This is a genomic window from Neptuniibacter sp. UBA6509 (assembly GCA_002435145.1).
GTDB lineage: Bacteria > Pseudomonadota > Gammaproteobacteria > Pseudomonadales > Balneatricaceae > Neptuniibacter.
This window is the reverse complement of sequence record DJLT01000115.1, coordinates 147491-163350: the sequence shown is the minus strand read 5'-3', so window position 1 is coordinate 163350 and position 15860 is coordinate 147491. Positions and strand designations below refer to the sequence as shown.

The following is a 15860-nucleotide window of genomic DNA, read 5'->3' as shown; positions in this document are numbered from 1 at the left end:
CATCAACCAGGATCAGAACTCCAAACCAAGCGCCCACAACGGCTTAAATCATAGCCTTGCAAGCGATGAGCAAGATCGATCCCCTCATCGCTTTGAAAAAATTCAAAAAGCTGCTGTAACAACCGACGGAAATAAACATTTCTAGGCACAACAAGATCAAAACTTTCATTACAGACGGGAATAAAACCTAAACCAAACTCTTTTGCCGCGCTCAATGTCCCCGGCCCGATATCAGCCTCACCTTTCGCAATTAAAGAAGCAACCTCCCTCTCCGAAAAAGCGGTGTTAGTCACTGTTAAGTTGTCGATAGGAAATGCCTGCCCTGCCAACCACTCATTAAGGAAGCGCTGAGAACCGGCCCCATCTTGACGAACAACCCAGCGGGTACTAAAACTGAGCGCTTCAGCGGGATCATTTAAACGCTCAAGACAACCTGATCTAACAATTAAGCCCTGACTACGACAAAATAGGTGCACTAGAATCCAATGCTTTGACTGCGAATATTGCTGCAATAAAGCGGGATGACGAACATCACTTTCTTCCGCCCTTCCCCAATGGATAGCACAAGCATCTGCATGACCTTGCGCCAGCAGATCCAAACCCAATTTAGTTCCGGTAACGGTGTAACTAAACAGCGCTTGAGTACGTAACTTTTGCGTTAAGCGGTTAGAGGCCGCCTGCAACAAGGGATCATCACTTCCAGATAGCAGTAAGCGATCTGTCATAATTCCACTATGGCAGCTCTCTAATAGCCACCTATCTACGAGCGACTTAGGAAATAACCATTTTCCTGTCAGCTTCGTAGCAGGGATTGCCCCCTCGGCAGCCATGGCATAAACCTTCTTTTCATTAAGATGAAGGTAATCCGCTAACTGGCGTACATTCATAAATGCCTGCGACATTTCATTGGTCATATCATTCATAAAGCCGCACCAGTTTTAAGGTTAGCCTTTTTTAGCTTAGCCTTCTCCTCTGATTGAAGCACTTTCTTTGAAGACACTCCTCTAGATTCAGGTATCGCATCAAGCACCAAAGATGACTCTCCGCTAAACTGCAAAAAATGCTTTCCCTTGGCTCTAGCCAACATAGTAATCCCAAGCTCACACGCAAGACCAAGCCCCATCTGAGTCACACCTGAGCGCGATAACAAGACAGGAATCCCCATCTGCGCAACCTTTATAACCATCTCAGAAGTCAGCCGCCCCGTGGTATAAAAGATCTTATTGTCTTCATCTATTCCTTCAAGCCACATTCTTCCAGCTAAGGTATCAACGGCATTATGTCTACCAACATCCTCAACGAAAGCAACAACCTCTTCACCTTGGCAAATAGCACAACCATGTACAGCCCCTGCATTTTTATATGTTTCATTGTGACGATTTAAATTATCAAGCAATGCATAGACCGTACTTTGTTTTAATGAAACATCGGGAAGCGAAACTTCCGCTATCTTATCCATTAATTTGCCAAACATCGTTCCCTGACCACATCCCGTTGTCACTGTGCGCTGCTGAAGTTTTTCTTCTAAACCCTCTGGGTCTTCATGGGTGACAACCGCAGCAGCGTCAACATCCCAATCCACCTGAATAGCCACTAGTTGATCTAATGAAGTAATAAACCCTTGGTTTCTTAGGTAACCTAACACTAGTGCTTCCGGATCACTCCCCAGTGTCATCAGCGTAACGATCTCTCGCTTATTAAGATAAATAGTTAGAGGCCTTTCACACGCTATATGAACTAATCTTGGCTCCCCTCGCTCATCCAAGACATGAACTGATTCAGTCAATTCTGCAGACGCTTTACTTAAAGTAATCGGTGACGATTGTGCCTTCATTTGAGATAACCACTGTGTTTAATCGCATCATTTACAAGGTTATTAGCAAATACTGTTCCTAACTGGCTAATCCTCAGAACTTACTAGGGCTACCTATATAAAACACACAGCAGAAAGCCACATAAAATAAATTAAACCAGTCTAAGACTGGGACATAATGTCCCATCAAACAAACATAATGACCCAACTCCTGTCATTGTTTTCCACAAGAATGCAAATAACCCCTCAGATTCCAAGGGTGGCCCAGCACTTGCAAGAAATAGCAGGTCATGCAAATAGGAGCAATTCAATGAGCGCACAAAGAACCAGTAGCAGCTGGCCACTTCAAATCAGCCTAAAAAGCGAAACAGTAGAAGTTAATGGCTGGGAAAGCGAACGCTGGCAGATAAATGAACTCCTACCGCATCAGGATCCAAATGGGTTAGAGAAAGATGGAAACTATCACCTAACACTGGATCTGCATAAAGATGAACGCACTGCATATCGTTTCAATTTAAATTCAACATCTCCCCATCTATTTATTCTTTGTCATGAAGATGAGGTCGCTGGTGGATTCACACCCGTTAACATCACCGCTAGCCAAGATGATGCTGCATCCTTCATGGATGGAGAACACCAACTACTTGAGTACCCAATGCCTGAAGCACTTCAATGTTGGATAGATACCTATCTAGGAATTCATGGAGAGCTAATCGACGAAGGTAAGAAAAAGAAGAAAAAAGGAAAAGGACGCAGCAGTGAAAGATAACAGTTCATTTTTATCACGCTGGTCACAGCGAAAAACAGAACAACAAGGACAGACTGAAGAGAGTGAAGTCCAGGAGATAGACAGCTCTCAAAATCAACAATTAGAAACACTCGAGACACAAAACCAAAGTCCTACAGATACGATTACCGATCTAGATAGCAACACCGAATCAACCACCCCATCTGAATTAGAAGAACCACAACTAACCGACGAAGATATGCCTGACATAGACAGCCTTGATCAGGACTCAGATTTTAAACAGTTTCTATCTCCTGGGGTAAGCGAAGAACTAAGAGGACTTGCTCTACGAAAACTATTTCTTCTACCTGAGTTTAACATCCGAGATGGCTTGAACGATTACGATGAAGATTTCAGCAAAATGCCAGAGCTTACAAAAGCAGTCGTAGACAAACTTAGAAGCTGGGTAAATGAGAAGGAAGAAGAGATAAAAACTGAACTTTCAGAATCATTAGAGAGTGATGACGATACAACAGCAGAACATAGCTCAGAAGAAACAGATAAAAAACCTGAGGATTCAATAACTTCCTATACAAATGAGTACGAAGAAACTGATGATTTAGGGGATGCAGATCTCGAAGGCTAATCAACGAAGAAATAGCAGTTCCGCTTAGATCAGTATCCATATGACGCAACCCAAAAGAAACTTTGGACAGAATGTCCCCATCAAAACCAATTCACGGCAAAGCAGCCGACCCAGACACCGTAAACAAGACTTTCTTGCCCGAATTTCTGGTTCCGCCTTTGCTTTATATAAATACAAAATACGACTAAAACCTTCAGGGGTTCAAAGTCGAGACTGAAAATAAGCTAGAAGCGACGATAGATCGCAGGACTATTTTCAGTAACGTGAGGTAGAGGATGACAAACGAGCACAGTCTCAACAAAGACGCCCTGGTAGCAGCACGCAAACGCGTAATGCTTCCACATAATCTTGCGCCTGCAACGGTGACATACAGCACCTATGGCCACCTATTGATTATGGGCTCAGAAGATATGATACGACTTGCAGCCGAACAGTTAAGCGGCATGGCAAGTATTACTCTGTTGGCTACAGATTCTGTTGAGAATCAGAATGAAGAACATCTTGAAAAAGCGCTAAATGCGGCCCAAGAGATCACGGTTTATCATTCAAAACTGCAAACGATAAAAGGATTTTTAGGTCAGTTCCAAGTGACCACGGAACAAAACGGTCAATCCGAAAACTTTGCCAAAATCACTCAAAACCGAGTTCATTTCGATCTTATTTTGAACTTAGGTCAAAAGAACCATTTTGTCACAGAGCTTGCTCCTACAGGCTATTTCAACGTAGCCCCGGGAAGCGACAAACTCGCATCAATCATTGAAGAGCTTCCAAGCTACATTGGCGAATTTGAAAAACCTCGCTATTTTCAAATTAACACTGATATTTGCGCACATAGCAGTCGTGGACAAATAGGCTGCACTCGCTGCTTGGACGTATGCCCAGCGGACGCAATAAGCAGCGAAAAAGACCTTATCAATATTAATCCCCATTTGTGCCATGGTGCTGGCGGCTGTGTAACGGCCTGCCCAACGGGTGCTATTAACTATGCACTTCCTCAGCCTGCTCATATGCATAGTTACTTACAGAAATTACTCAGTGCCTATAAAGAGTTTGGGGGATCTGAACCTGTAATACTTTTCCATGATCACGAAGAAGGCCTGGAAATAGTCGAACGTCTTTCAGATACGCTACCAAGTAACTTTATTCCTGTACAACTTGAAGAACTGGCTGCCGCAGGACAAGAGACTTGGCTCACCTGTTTAGCCAGTGGTGCCCAACAGGTTCTATTATTAAAAACGGAATCGTTACCTGAAGTCGTTAATGCACTTCTAGAGAAAGAAGTCTCTATTACTCAGAAGATATTAGAAGGACTTCAATACAAAGAGGAACAGCTAAAACTCATAGATGAGCTTGAAATAGCGAACTTCTCTGCGCCATCCAATATTAAACAGATCACAACTATTGATCTGATCGATACACACAATAAACGTGACACCCTGTTCACTGCACTTGATCACCTAATTGCTCAAAACAATTTAGAAAATACCGATCACCTCGCCCTGCCGGCGGGTTCTCCCTTTGGCCAAATAGCCGTAAATAACACAAGCTGCACACTGTGTATGTCCTGTGTGGCCGTCTGTCCCACCCAATCTTTGACCGATGGCGGAGAAAAGCCGGCACTTAATTTCAAGGAACAAAACTGCGTTCAATGCGGCTTATGCGAAGGAGCCTGCCCTGAAAAAGCGATTACGCTTGTTCCTAGGCTGTCGCTCTCTGAGCAAAGAAATACCTCAGTAGAAATTTACAGTGAAGAGCCTTTCGAGTGCATATCATGCTCTAAGCCTTTTGCGCCGAAAAGCACAGTAGAAAAAATGATCGAAAAACTCAGTGCCCATCCTTATTTTCAGGGGCCGGCAATTAATCGCTTAAAGATGTGTGAAGACTGTCGCGTTAACGACATTTTCACTGACTTAACAGCTAACCCTGAAAAACAACTAGAGCTATAGGGGCACAACTTATGAATATTATTAATGCAGCCCCAGCGCTACAGGAAACTGATGAGCTCCGTGCTGATATCTATGCACTACTGGCCACTTTACTGCGCAGTGCACCCTCAGAGGAACTAACTGAGTGGATGGCAAGCATCGAGCCAGATCAAGATGAAGACACACCTATGGCTAGAGCTTGGAGCACACTAGCGCTAGCAACAAAGCACAGTGACACCAATCAAAGAGATGATGAATACCATAATCTCTTCATAGGTGTTGGCCGTGGCGAGTTAATGCCATTTGCTTGCTGGTATCTCACCGGCTCACTGATGGAAAAGCCATTAGCCATATTGCGTGAAGACCTTGAGGTTCTCGGCTTTCAGCGACAAGACAATGTCAAAGAGCCTGAAGATCATATTGCTGCACTATGCGAAGTGATGAGCATGCTAATCACCAGCGGCAGAGGCTACGAAATTCAACACCAGTTCTGGAAGCGTCATATGCAGAGCTGGACTATAAAGTTTTTTACAGATTTGCAGAATGCTGAACATGCTGTTTTTTATACGGCTACAGGCTTGTTGGGCCAAGCATTTATGCAACAGGAAGATAATTGGTTCCTGCAGTTATCCCCTGCCGCACGTGAGGGCGGACAACAATAACAACAGGGCAATTGATACTAAGTAAGAGCCAAAAGCTCCTACGAAGTTGATTTACGTTGATGCGGAGAAAAAATATGAGCCAGCAAGAAAAGCCTGATTCAGGTCGTCGCGGCTTTCTGAAAAAACTGGGGATGGCTAGTACAGCTGTCGGTGCAGTTGCTGTTGCAGGCAATGTACAGGCAAAAGTCACTACGGCTGAATCCGGTGAAAAACAGGAAGGTACCGGTTACAAAGAAACCAAGCATGTTCGTAGTTTCTACGAAACATTGCGTAACTGATAGCCGCGAAGAGGTGAGGAAATGAGATTAACGAAGAAATCTAATCAACCTGCGGCAGCCACAAAAGCTACAGGTTTAGGTTTGAGCCGCCGACGCTTCCTGAAAAACTCAGGTGTAGCTGCTGGTGGTGTTGCAGCTGTAGGCATGATGTCACCAGGCATGATGAAGCAAGCAGAAGCTGCAACCGCATCAGCTGGTGCGCCGACTGATGTAAAAAGAACTATCTGTTCACACTGCTCTGTAGGTTGTGGTGTGTATGCAGAAGTTCAAAACGGTGTTTGGACAGGCCAAGAGCCTGCATTCGATCACCCATTCAACGCAGGTGGGCACTGTGCTAAAGGTGCTGCATTGCGTGAACACGGCCATGGTGATCGCCGTCTAAAATACCCAATGAAACTTGTTGATGGCAAATGGAAAAAACTTTCCTGGGAAGACGCAATCAATGAAGTGGGCGACAAAATGCTTCAGGTTCGTAAAGAATCTGGACCAGATTCAGTTTACTGGTTAGGTTCAGCTAAGTTCAGCAATGAGCAGGCTTACCTTTTCCGTAAATATGCAGCAATGTGGGGCACAAACAACGTAGACCACCAAGCGCGTATCTGTCACTCAACAACCGTTGCAGGCGTAGCCAATACTTGGGGCTACGGAGCAATGACGAACTCTTTCAACGATATTCATTTTGCTAAATCTATTATCTTGATTGGTTCCAACCCTGCTGAAGCGCACCCGGTTTCCCTACAGCACATTTTCCGTGCTAAGGAACGTAACAAAGCACATATTATCTGTGTTGATCCGCGTTTCACCCGTACCGCAGCGCACGCAGATGAATACGTACGTATTCGCCCTGGCTCAGATGTAGCCTTCATCTGGGGTCTGCTATGGCATATTTTTGAAAATGGCTGGGAAGATAAGCAATTCATCCAGCAACGTGTATACGGCATGGACGAAGTACGTGCTGAAGTGAAAAACTGGACACCTGATGAAGTTGAAAACGTAACAGGTGTTAAAGAGTCACAGATGCGTCGTGCAGCGAAAGAGCTAGCTGAAAATCGTCCGGGCACAGTTATCTGGTGCATGGGTGGTACACAGCATACAACGGGTAACAATAACACCCGTGCATACTGCATCTTAATGCTTGCTCTAGGTAACATGGGCACATCCGGTGGCGGTACTAACATCTTCCGTGGCCATGATAACGTTCAGGGCGCAACCGACTTAGGTATTCTTTCGCATACTCTTCCAGGTTACTACGGCCTGTCTGATGGCGCGTGGAAGCACTGGTCTAAAGTGTGGGATGTTGATCATAGCTGGATGCAAGATCGATTTGATCAAACGGTTTACCGCAAACTTAAACCAATGAACAACAAGGGTATCCCTGTTTCTCGTTGGATTGACGGTATTCTTGAAGATAAGAAACTTATTGATCAGAAAGATAACCTTCGCGTTATGGTTTGCTGGGGTCACGCTGTTAACTCCCAGACCCGTGGACCTGAAATGAAAAAAGCGATCGAGAAACTTGATACGCTTGTTATCGTAGATCCATATCCAACTCATGCAGCAGTTATGTCCGATCGTAAAGATGGCGTATATCTGATTCCAGCATGTACACAGTTTGAAACTTACGGATCTGTTACTGCATCAAACCGCTCTATCCAGTGGCGTGATCAAGTAATCGAACCTCTGTTCGAGTCTAAGCCTGACCATGAGATCATGTATCTGTTCTCGAAAAAGCTGGGCTTCGACAAGCAGTTATTTAAAAACATCGAAATCAAAAACAATCAGCCGGTTGTTGAAGACATTACCCGTGAAATCAACAAAGGTATGTGGACTATCGGTTATACCGGTCAGAGCCCTGAGCGTCTTAAGCTTCACCAGAAAAACTGGCACACATTCAACTTTGATACTCTCAAAGGCGAAGGCGGACCCGCTTCTGATGAATACTACGGCATGCCTTGGCCATGCTGGGGCACTGCAGAACAAGGCCACCCTGGTACACCGATCCTTTACGATACAAGTAAATCTGTTGCGGACGGCGGCTTAACCTTCCGTGCTCGCTTTGGTGTAGAACGTGATGGCGTTAGTCTTCTTGCCGAAGGATCTTTTGGTAAAGATTCAGATATTAAAGATGGCTACCCTGAATTCAGCGACAAACTTCTGAAGAAACTTGGCTGGTGGGATGACCTAACAGCTGAAGAGAAACAGATGGCTGAAGGTAAGAACTGGAAGACAGATCTTTCCGGTGGTATTCAGCGTGTTGCTATCGCACACGGCTGCTCACCTTTTGGTAACGCTAAAGCACGTGCTGTTGTTTGGACATTCCCAGACAAGGTACCTCTACATCGTGAGCCTCTTTACACTCCACGTCGCGACCTTGTTAGCAAGTACCCGACTTGGAACGATTCTGAATCTATGTACCGTCTACCGACAATGTACAAATCAATTCAGGATAAAGATGTTTCTAAAGAGTACCCAATCATACTGACTTCAGGTCGTCTGGTTGAGTATGAAGGTGGTGGTGAGGAAACTCGCTCTAACCCTTGGCTAGCAGAGCTACAACAAGAGATGTTTGTTGAAGTTAACCCTGTCGATGCTAACAATCTTGGCTTTAAAGATGGCGAAGATGTGTGGGTAGAAGGTGCTGAAGGCGGTAAAGTTCTCGTTAAAGCATTAGTTACTCGTCGTGTTGATGAGGGCGTTGTCTTTATGCCATTCCACTTTGGCGGCATGTTCCAAGGTAAAGACCTTACTGACAAGTATCCTTCAGGTGCAGCACCATACGTAATTGGTGAAGCTGCTAACACCGCAACCACTTATGGTTACGACCCAGTCACCCAGATGCAGGAAACGAAAGTTACTCTGTGTCGTGTTCAAAAAGCAACGGCTTAAGGGGTAACAGATTATGGCTAGAATGAAATTTCTCTGTGACTCAAAGCGCTGCATTGAATGCAACGGCTGTGTTACAGCATGTAAAAATGAAAACGATGTTGAATGGGGCATACAGCGCCGTCGCGTAGTAACCATTAATGATGGTGAACCGGGTGAAACATCAATTTCAGTAGCATGTATGCACTGTTCGGATGCTCCTTGTATGGCTGTATGCCCTACAGATTGCTTCTACCAAACAGATGATGGCATCGTGCTTCACAACAAAGATTTGTGTATCGGCTGTGGTTATTGCCTATATGCCTGCCCGTTTGGAGCGCCACAGTTCCCTAGCGACGCAGCTTTCGGCGAACGCGGTAAGATGGACAAATGTACTTTCTGTGCTGGCGGACCTGAAGAGGACAACAGTCCTGAAGAGAAAGCCAAATATGGTGCCAACCGTATTGCAGAAGGCAAACTGCCAATGTGTGCTGAGATGTGTTCTACAAAAGCGTTGCTTGCAGGCGATGCCAATGAAGTATCTGACATTTTCCGCGAACGTGTGATCTACCGTGGTCACAATGATGGTGCATGGTCAATGTCAGAAGAAGAACTGGCATACGATGCAACTCAGCAGAAAGTCTGATAAACCCAACACGTTATCGGAAGCACCGCTTCCGATAACACGGATTTAAGGGGATATTATGCTCCGCTTTAAATTGCCACCATTGTTTTTATTGCTGGCAGCACTACTGTTTTCTAATTTAGCGATGGCGACTCCATCAGATGCTAAAGTTGCCGGTTTTGCCGGTGCTGATTACTGGAATGTTGTTAAGCAAGGAGATCAAGGCAGCACACAAGCACAAGGTCAAGAAGCGGGCCAATTAATTAATGTTGCCGGTGAAGAATGGCGTTTATGGCGTAATCAGTGGGTCACTCCTGCTGGTGCTTATGCTATTGGCGGCACACTTGCAATATTAGCAATTTTTTATCTAATCGTAGGGCAGAAGAAACTTGATGCCCCGCGCTCAGGAGAATTAATTGAACGCTGGAAACGCCTAGATCGCGCTAACCATTGGACCGTTGCAATACTGTTCATCATTTTAGCCGTCTCGGGATTAAGTCTGCTTTATGGCAAATTCTTCCTAAGGGATGTATTAGGCGACTCACTTTGGGCTAACTATATTATGTTGTGTAAGTTAGCACATAATTACTTGGGTCCTCTGTTTGTCCTCGGCCTTCTATTCATGATCGTTCGCTGGATGAAACACAACATATTCAATGGTACGGATATTGTTTGGTTTCTTAAAGGTGGCGGTATTGTTGGTAAAGCCCACCCTAGCGCGGGCTACATGAATGGCGGCGAAAAGATTTGGTTTTGGTTACTCACAATTGTTGGCCTTGTTGTATGTGCATCAGGTCTAGTCATGGATTTCCAAAACTTTGGGCAAGATCGCGAGACAATGCAAATTGCTAATTTGCTACACGGCGTTGGCTCACTCATCCTAATCGTGGGCTCTTTTGGCCATATTTACATTGGTACACTTGGTACTGAAGGCGCTTTAGAGGGTATGAAAACTGGCTATGTTGATGAAACATGGGCTAAACAACACCACGACCTTTGGTACGAAGAAGTCAAAAACGGAAACGATAAGTCTTCCAGTTAAAATTTAACGCTTCAACTTGATCTCTGATCACCACTACGGCGTTTGTTACCATCTTACAAACGTGCTTCTTTGCCGGCTACTATAGCCGGCTTTTTTATAGCCTGGAGTATCAAGCCCCTAACAACAATCTAACCCACTCAAACTGACTGAGAACATGACAAGGTTAACTTTAACCAAACTCGATAGAAGGTCTTTTATACGAAGAAGCTAAGCTGCCGTTATGAATACTGCTAACTGAGGAGAGGCTGGTTTGGAGCCGAGTAAAAACACCCTAAGATAGAAATTTATACTTAAATACTGATTTAGGGCATTAGGCATGCTTGTCGCTTACCAAATAAAATTTAGGCACAAAAAAAGGCAGCTAAGGCTGCCTTTTTTAAACGTTAGTAGCTTACCAACCTGTTAGCTCTTTAAGAGCATCACCGATCTGAGCCAAAGAACGTACAGTTTTAACACCAGCATCTTCTAGTGCAGCAAACTTCTCATCAGCAGTACCTTTACCACCAGAGATAATCGCACCAGCATGACCCATACGCTTACCAGCAGGCGCAGTAACACCAGCAATGTAAGATACAACAGGCTTAGTTACGTTAGCTTTAATAAAAGCAGCCGCTTCTTCTTCAGCAGTACCACCGATCTCACCGATCATTACAATCGCTTCAGTCTGTGGATCATTCTGGAACATTTCCAGAATATCGATGAAGTTAGAACCTGGGATTGGGTCACCACCAATACCAACACAAGTAGACTGACCGAAACCAGCATCTGTAGTCTGCTTAACAGCTTCATACGTCAGAGTACCAGAACGGGATACGATACCTACTTTACCTGGCAAGTGAATGTGACCTGGCATGATACCAATCTTACATTCGCCTGGAGTGATAACACCTGGGCAGTTAGGGCCGATTAGGCGAACACCTAGCTCGTCACACTTAACTTTACACTCAAGCATATCCATAACAGGAATGTGCTCTGTGATACAAACGATTAGCTTAATACCACCGTTTGCAGCTTCAAGAATCGAATCTTTACAGAAAGCAGCTGGAACGTAGATTACAGATGCTTCAGCGCCTGTTTCTGCAACAGCCTCAGCGACAGTGTTGAATACAGGCAAACCAAGGTGAGTTGAACCACCTTTACCTGGCGTCACACCACCAACCATTTTTGTTCCGTATGCAATTGCTTGCTCAGAATGGAATGTACCCTGACCACCTGTGAAACCCTGACAGATTACTTTGGTGTCTTTATTAATCAAAACGGACATTATTTACCCTCCGCTGCGTTTACTGCCTGCTGCGCTGCGTCAGTCAAGCTAGTAGCTGCGATGATATCAAGACCAGATTCTGCTAGAAGCTTAGAACCTAGATCAGCATTATTACCTTCCAGACGTACAACAACAGGTACGTTTACGCCAACTTCTTTAACTGCACCGATAATACCTTCAGCAATTAGATCGCAACGTACGATACCGCCAAAGATGTTAACTAACACAGTCTTAACTTTGTCATCAGCCAAAATTAGTTTGAACGCTTCAGTAACACGCTCTTTAGTCGCGCCGCCACCAACGTCAAGGAAGTTAGCTGGGAATCCGCCGTGAAGTGCTACGATATCCATAGTACCCATAGCTAGGCCTGCACCGTTAACCATGCAGCCGATTGTGCCATCTAGTGCAACATAGTTAAGATCCCACTCAGCCGCATGCGCTTCACGCTCATCTTCCTGAGATGGGTCATGCATAGCTTGAAGATCTTTATGACGGTATACAGCGTTGCCATCGATCGCTACTTTAGCGTCTAGGCAGTGCAAGTTACCTTCATCAGTGATTACAAGAGGGTTGATCTCAAGCAATGCTAGATCTTTCTCTTCAAACATCTTAGCCAAACCTAAGAAGATCTTAACGAACTGCTTAATCTGGTCGCCTTCTAGGCCCAGTTTAAATGCAAGTTCACGACCCTGATATGGCTGAGCGCCAGTCAAAGGGTCAATCTCTGCTTTTAAGATTTTCTCTGGCGTTTCTTCTGCAACTGTCTCAATTTCAACACCACCTTCAGTGGATGCCATGAAAATGATACGACGAGTAGAACGGTCTACAACCGCACCCAAGTACATTTCATTGGCAATATCAGTACAGTCTTCAACCAAAATTTTTGATACAGGCTGGCCATTCGCATCAGTCTGAAAGGTAACAAGGTTTTTACCCAACCAGTTCGCTGCAAACTCAGCTGCTTCTGCAGGAGAGTCAACTAGCTTAACACCGCCAGCCTTACCACGGCCGCCTGCGTGAACCTGAGTTTTAACAACCCACTTATCACCACCAATTTTTTCAGCAGCTTCAGCAGCCGCTTCTGGAGTATCTACAGCGTATCCTTTGGACACGGGTAGATTATATTCGGCAAACAGCTGTTTACCCTGGTACTCATGAAGATTCATGCTCTAATCCGTTGTTTTATCACTAATGATTTTTCTGTATCAGAGGTCTCTAAACGCCCCTGTAACAGCCCTGTTGGATCAACAACAAGTTTCAAAACGGCTGGTACCGATAAGTCCCAGCCGAATCTTGTTTACGCTATAAATTAGCGTTTTTTGCGGTTCGCCATATGAACGGCATGACCGTCAGCTGCTAGTGCAGCTTCATGCAATGCTTCACTCACGGTTGGGTGAGCAAAAACAGTCATCTGTAGGTCTTCTGCACTAGAGCAGAATTCCATTGCGATGCCAGCCTGACCGATCAACTCGGAAGCTAAACCACCGACCATGTGAACACCCAGAACTCGATCCGTCTCTTCGCAGGCAATTAGCTTAACGAAACCGTCTGTATCGTTAGATGCCATTGCTCGGCCGTTGGCAGCAAATGGGAATTTACCCACTTTAATTTTTACGCCATCAGCTTTAAGTTCCTGCTCAGTTTTACCTACCCACGCCAACTCTGGGTGCGTGTAGATAATGTTAGGAATCACATCATAATTAAGCTGAGCATGGTGGCCGGCAATAATATCAGCAACCATGATGCCCTCTTCTGACGCTTTGTGCGCTAGCATTGGACCACGTACTGAGTCACCGATCGCGTAAACACCCGGTACACCCGTTTGGCACTGCTCGTTTACAAAGATAAAGCCGCGCTCATCCAAGCTAACACCAGAATCATCAGCCAATAGACCTTGAGTCTGCGGCTTACGACCAACGGCTACGATAAGCTTATCGACAACTAGCTCTTTGTCACCTTCGGAATCAGTGAATTTAACCTTCACTTCTTTACCGTCAATGATCTCTGTGCCTGTGCAACGTGCGCCTAACTTAATATCTAGGTTCTGCTTTTTAAAGATTTTAGCAGCTTCTTTCGCTACATCTTTATCAGCAAGTGCTAGGAAATCATCCATCGCTTCCAAAACAGTAACTTCAGTACCAAGACGCGCCCATACAGACCCCATCTCAAGACCAATAACACCGGCACCGATAACACCTAAGCGTTTAGGTGTTTCATTGATATCCAAAGCACCCGCATTATCAAGAATCAAATCTTCGGTAAGCGGCGCTGGCGGAATCTCAACAGGTACAGAACCTGATGCTAGAATTACATTCTCTGCTGCATAAGTAGCAGAGGTTCCATCAGCTGCAATTACTTCAACCTGTTTATTGCCATGAAGCTTACCCATACCCTGAAGCACAGTTACGCCATTCGCTTTAAACAGACCAGCAATACCACCAGTCAAGTTACCAACAATCTTATCTTTACGGGCAACCATCGCCTTAACATCCATAGTGACTTCGCCACTAACTTGGATGCCATGCACATCTGCATGCTGGGTGGTATGGAACTGATGAGTTGATTCCAGTAAGGCTTTAGAAGGAATACAACCAACGTTCAAACACGTGCCGCCTAATACCGCCGCACCTTTATCATCAATCCATTTTTCAACGCATGCAGTTTTCAGACCTAGCTGAGCCGCACGGATAGCCGCAACATAACCGCCAGGACCTGCACCGATGACAATAACGTCAAATTTATCAGACATGTTTTATCCTATCTTCACTCTGTTCTTGTTAAGGACTGACTTTAGACTTCTAGGAGCATACGTGCAGGATCTTCCAAGAGATCTTTAATCGTCACTAGGAATTGTACAGCTTCCTTCCCATCAATCATACGGTGATCATATGACAGAGCCAGGTACATCATTGGCAAGATTTCAACTTGACCGTTCACAGCCATTGGGCGCTCTTGGATCTTATGCATACCCATGATAGCAGTCTGTGGTGGGTTCAAAATTGGTGTAGACATTAATGAACCGAACACACCACCGTTAGTGATAGTAAATGTACCACCCTGCATATCATCTAGACCTAACTTACCTTCACGGCCACGCTTACCAAAATCAGCAATCGTTGATTCTACATCTGCCAAAGTCATTACGTCAGTATCACGCAGCACAGGTACCATCAAACCACGGTCAGTAGATACGGCAACACCGATATCTTGATAACCATGATAAACCATATCATTGCCATCAATAGATGCGTTTACAGCTGGGAATTTCTTCAGTGCTTCTGTCGCAGCCTTAACAAAGAAAGACATAAAACCTAAACGTGTACCGTTGTGAGTTTTCTCAAACAGATCTTTATACTGTTTACGAAGCTCCATAATAGGCTTCATGTTGACTTCATTATAAGTAGTCAACATTGCTGCATTTTGCTGAGCTTCAACAAGACGCTTAGCAATCGTCGCACGAAGACGTGTCATAGGGACACGTTTTTCAACGCGCTCACCCACAGGAACATTAACAGCAGGTGCTGCCGCAGCTGGTGCCGCAGCTGGTGCTTTAGCCGCAGCAGGCGCTGGAGCTGCGCCGTTTTTAATGAAGTTTTGTACATCTTCCTTAGTGATACCGCCATTTTTACCGGTACCTGCAATTGCAGATGCATCCAGACCATTTTCTTCGATCAGCTTACGCGCAGCCGGACCTACTTTGTCAGCATCACCTGAAGCCGCTGGCGCTGCAGCGTCAGCAGCCGGAGCAGCAGCACCTGCCGCACCCGCTTCAAATTTAGCAATAACTTCGTCACTTAAGACCGTATCGCCTTCACCTTTAATTATTTCAGCAATAACACCATCTTCTGGTGCTACTACTTCAAGTACTACTTTATCAGTTTCAATATCAACAATAAGATCATCAGCTGAACAAGCCTCACCTGGTTGCTTGTGCCAAGTCGCGATGGTGCCGTCTGCTACAGATTCTGGGAACGTCGGCGCTTTGATTTCGATGGACATATTTTTTCCTTTATCGT

14 protein-coding genes are annotated in these 15860 nt (G+C 45.0%); 8 read left to right on the top strand and 6 right to left on the bottom strand.

Annotation, left to right across the window (positions count from 1 at the left end; translation table 11 throughout):
• Positions 1–2: 2 nt before the first annotated feature.
• Together B4K11_RS15020 and B4K11_RS15015 are read right to left on the bottom strand one after the other, a co-directional pair.
• Positions 3–923 (bottom strand): helix-turn-helix transcriptional regulator, encoded by a 921-nt coding sequence (locus B4K11_RS15020; protein WP_292953260.1) that lies wholly within the window; start codon positions 921–923, stop codon positions 3–5.
• Positions 920–1834, bottom strand: a complete 915-nt coding sequence (locus tag B4K11_RS15015) for a formate dehydrogenase accessory sulfurtransferase FdhD (protein WP_292953263.1) — start codon at positions 1832–1834, stop codon at positions 920–922. The genes B4K11_RS15020 and B4K11_RS15015 overlap by 4 nt, the downstream gene beginning before the upstream one ends.
• A gap of 289 nt (positions 1835–2123) precedes the next feature.
• Between B4K11_RS15015 and B4K11_RS15010 the strand changes: the two genes are divergently transcribed.
• The 8 genes from B4K11_RS15010 (at position 2124) to B4K11_RS14975 (ending at position 10580) form a co-directional block, all read left to right on the top strand.
• Positions 2124–2582, top strand: a complete 459-nt coding sequence (locus B4K11_RS15010; protein WP_292953266.1) for a DUF3305 domain-containing protein — start codon at positions 2124–2126, stop codon at positions 2580–2582.
• The gene (locus tag B4K11_RS15005) at positions 2572–3186 is read left to right on the top strand and encodes a DUF3306 domain-containing protein (protein WP_292953269.1); all 615 of its coding nucleotides are present in this window, start codon (positions 2572–2574) and stop codon (positions 3184–3186) included. Before B4K11_RS15010 ends, B4K11_RS15005 begins: the two co-directional genes overlap by 11 nt.
• A 275-nt stretch (positions 3187–3461) precedes the next feature.
• Positions 3462–5132 carry a 4Fe-4S binding protein gene (locus B4K11_RS15000; RefSeq protein WP_292953272.1) on the top strand — a complete coding sequence of 557 codons (1671 nt, stop codon included), beginning with the start codon at positions 3462–3464 and terminating at the stop codon, positions 5130–5132.
• A gap of 11 nt (positions 5133–5143) precedes the next feature.
• Positions 5144–5773, top strand: a complete 630-nt coding sequence (locus tag B4K11_RS14995; RefSeq protein ID WP_292953275.1) for a TorD/DmsD family molecular chaperone — start codon at positions 5144–5146, stop codon at positions 5771–5773.
• Between the two features lie 74 nt (positions 5774–5847).
• Positions 5848–6051, top strand: a complete 204-nt coding sequence (locus tag B4K11_RS14990) for a twin-arginine translocation pathway signal (protein ID WP_292953278.1) — start codon at positions 5848–5850, stop codon at positions 6049–6051.
• 21 nt (positions 6052–6072) lie between these two features.
• Entirely contained in the window at positions 6073–8937 is a 2865-nt protein-coding gene (locus B4K11_RS14985; RefSeq protein WP_292953281.1) for a formate dehydrogenase subunit alpha, read from the top strand.
• 13 nt (positions 8938–8950) lie between these two features.
• Entirely contained in the window at positions 8951–9559 is a 609-nt protein-coding gene (fdh3B, locus tag B4K11_RS14980; protein WP_292953284.1) for a formate dehydrogenase FDH3 subunit beta, read from the top strand.
• A gap of 58 nt (positions 9560–9617) precedes the next feature.
• On the top strand, positions 9618–10580 hold the full coding sequence (locus B4K11_RS14975) for a formate dehydrogenase subunit gamma (RefSeq protein ID WP_292953287.1): 963 nt from the start codon (positions 9618–9620) through the stop codon (positions 10578–10580).
• 391 nt (positions 10581–10971) lie between these two features.
• Here B4K11_RS14975 and sucD read toward each other — a convergent pair whose 3' ends face one another.
• The 4 genes from sucD to odhB form a co-directional block, all read right to left on the bottom strand.
• The gene (gene sucD / locus B4K11_RS14970; protein WP_292953289.1) at positions 10972–11844 is read right to left on the bottom strand and encodes a succinate--CoA ligase subunit alpha; all 873 of its coding nucleotides are present in this window, start codon (positions 11842–11844) and stop codon (positions 10972–10974) included.
• Positions 11844–13010 (bottom strand): ADP-forming succinate--CoA ligase subunit beta, encoded by a 1167-nt coding sequence (gene sucC / locus B4K11_RS14965; RefSeq protein ID WP_292953292.1) that lies wholly within the window; start codon positions 13008–13010, stop codon positions 11844–11846. Before sucC ends, sucD begins: the two co-directional genes overlap by 1 nt.
• Positions 13011–13153: 143 nt before the next feature.
• Positions 13154–14593: a dihydrolipoyl dehydrogenase gene (gene lpdA / locus B4K11_RS14960; protein ID WP_292953295.1), complete on the bottom strand. Its 1440-nt coding sequence runs from the start codon at positions 14591–14593 to the stop codon at positions 13154–13156.
• Positions 14594–14634: 41 nt separating this feature from the next.
• Positions 14635–15843, bottom strand: coding sequence for a 2-oxoglutarate dehydrogenase complex dihydrolipoyllysine-residue succinyltransferase (odhB, locus tag B4K11_RS14955; protein WP_292953298.1), 1209 nt, complete (start codon positions 15841–15843; stop codon positions 14635–14637).
• Positions 15844–15860: the final 17 nt, after the last annotated feature.

Excerpts from the sequence above, each read along its gene's own strand:
- B4K11_RS15000 (WP_292953272.1), top strand. The coding sequence starts at position 3,462 with ATGACAAACGAGCACAGTCTCAACAAAGACGCCCTGGTAGCAGCACGC.
- B4K11_RS14990 (WP_292953278.1), top strand. The coding sequence starts at position 5,848 with ATGAGCCAGCAAGAAAAGCCTGATTCAGGTCGTCGCGGCTTTCTGAAA.
- sucC (WP_292953292.1), bottom strand. The coding sequence starts at position 13,010 with ATGAATCTTCATGAGTACCAGGGTAAACAGCTGTTTGCCGAATATAAT.
- B4K11_RS15010 (WP_292953266.1), top strand. The coding sequence starts at position 2,124 with ATGAGCGCACAAAGAACCAGTAGCAGCTGGCCACTTCAAATCAGCCTA.
- B4K11_RS14985 (WP_292953281.1), top strand. The coding sequence starts at position 6,073 with ATGAGATTAACGAAGAAATCTAATCAACCTGCGGCAGCCACAAAAGCT.
- sucD (WP_292953289.1), bottom strand. The coding sequence starts at position 11,844 with ATGTCCGTTTTGATTAATAAAGACACCAAAGTAATCTGTCAGGGTTTC.
- lpdA (WP_292953295.1), bottom strand. The coding sequence starts at position 14,593 with ATGTCTGATAAATTTGACGTTATTGTCATCGGTGCAGGTCCTGGCGGT.
- odhB (WP_292953298.1), bottom strand. The coding sequence starts at position 15,843 with ATGTCCATCGAAATCAAAGCGCCGACGTTCCCAGAATCTGTAGCAGAC.
- B4K11_RS14975 (WP_292953287.1), top strand. The coding sequence starts at position 9,618 with ATGCTCCGCTTTAAATTGCCACCATTGTTTTTATTGCTGGCAGCACTA.
- B4K11_RS15015 (WP_292953263.1), bottom strand. The coding sequence starts at position 1,834 with ATGAAGGCACAATCGTCACCGATTACTTTAAGTAAAGCGTCTGCAGAA.
- B4K11_RS15020 (WP_292953260.1), bottom strand. The coding sequence starts at position 923 with ATGAATGATATGACCAATGAAATGTCGCAGGCATTTATGAATGTACGC.
- B4K11_RS14995 (WP_292953275.1), top strand. The coding sequence starts at position 5,144 with ATGAATATTATTAATGCAGCCCCAGCGCTACAGGAAACTGATGAGCTC.
- fdh3B (WP_292953284.1), top strand. The coding sequence starts at position 8,951 with ATGGCTAGAATGAAATTTCTCTGTGACTCAAAGCGCTGCATTGAATGC.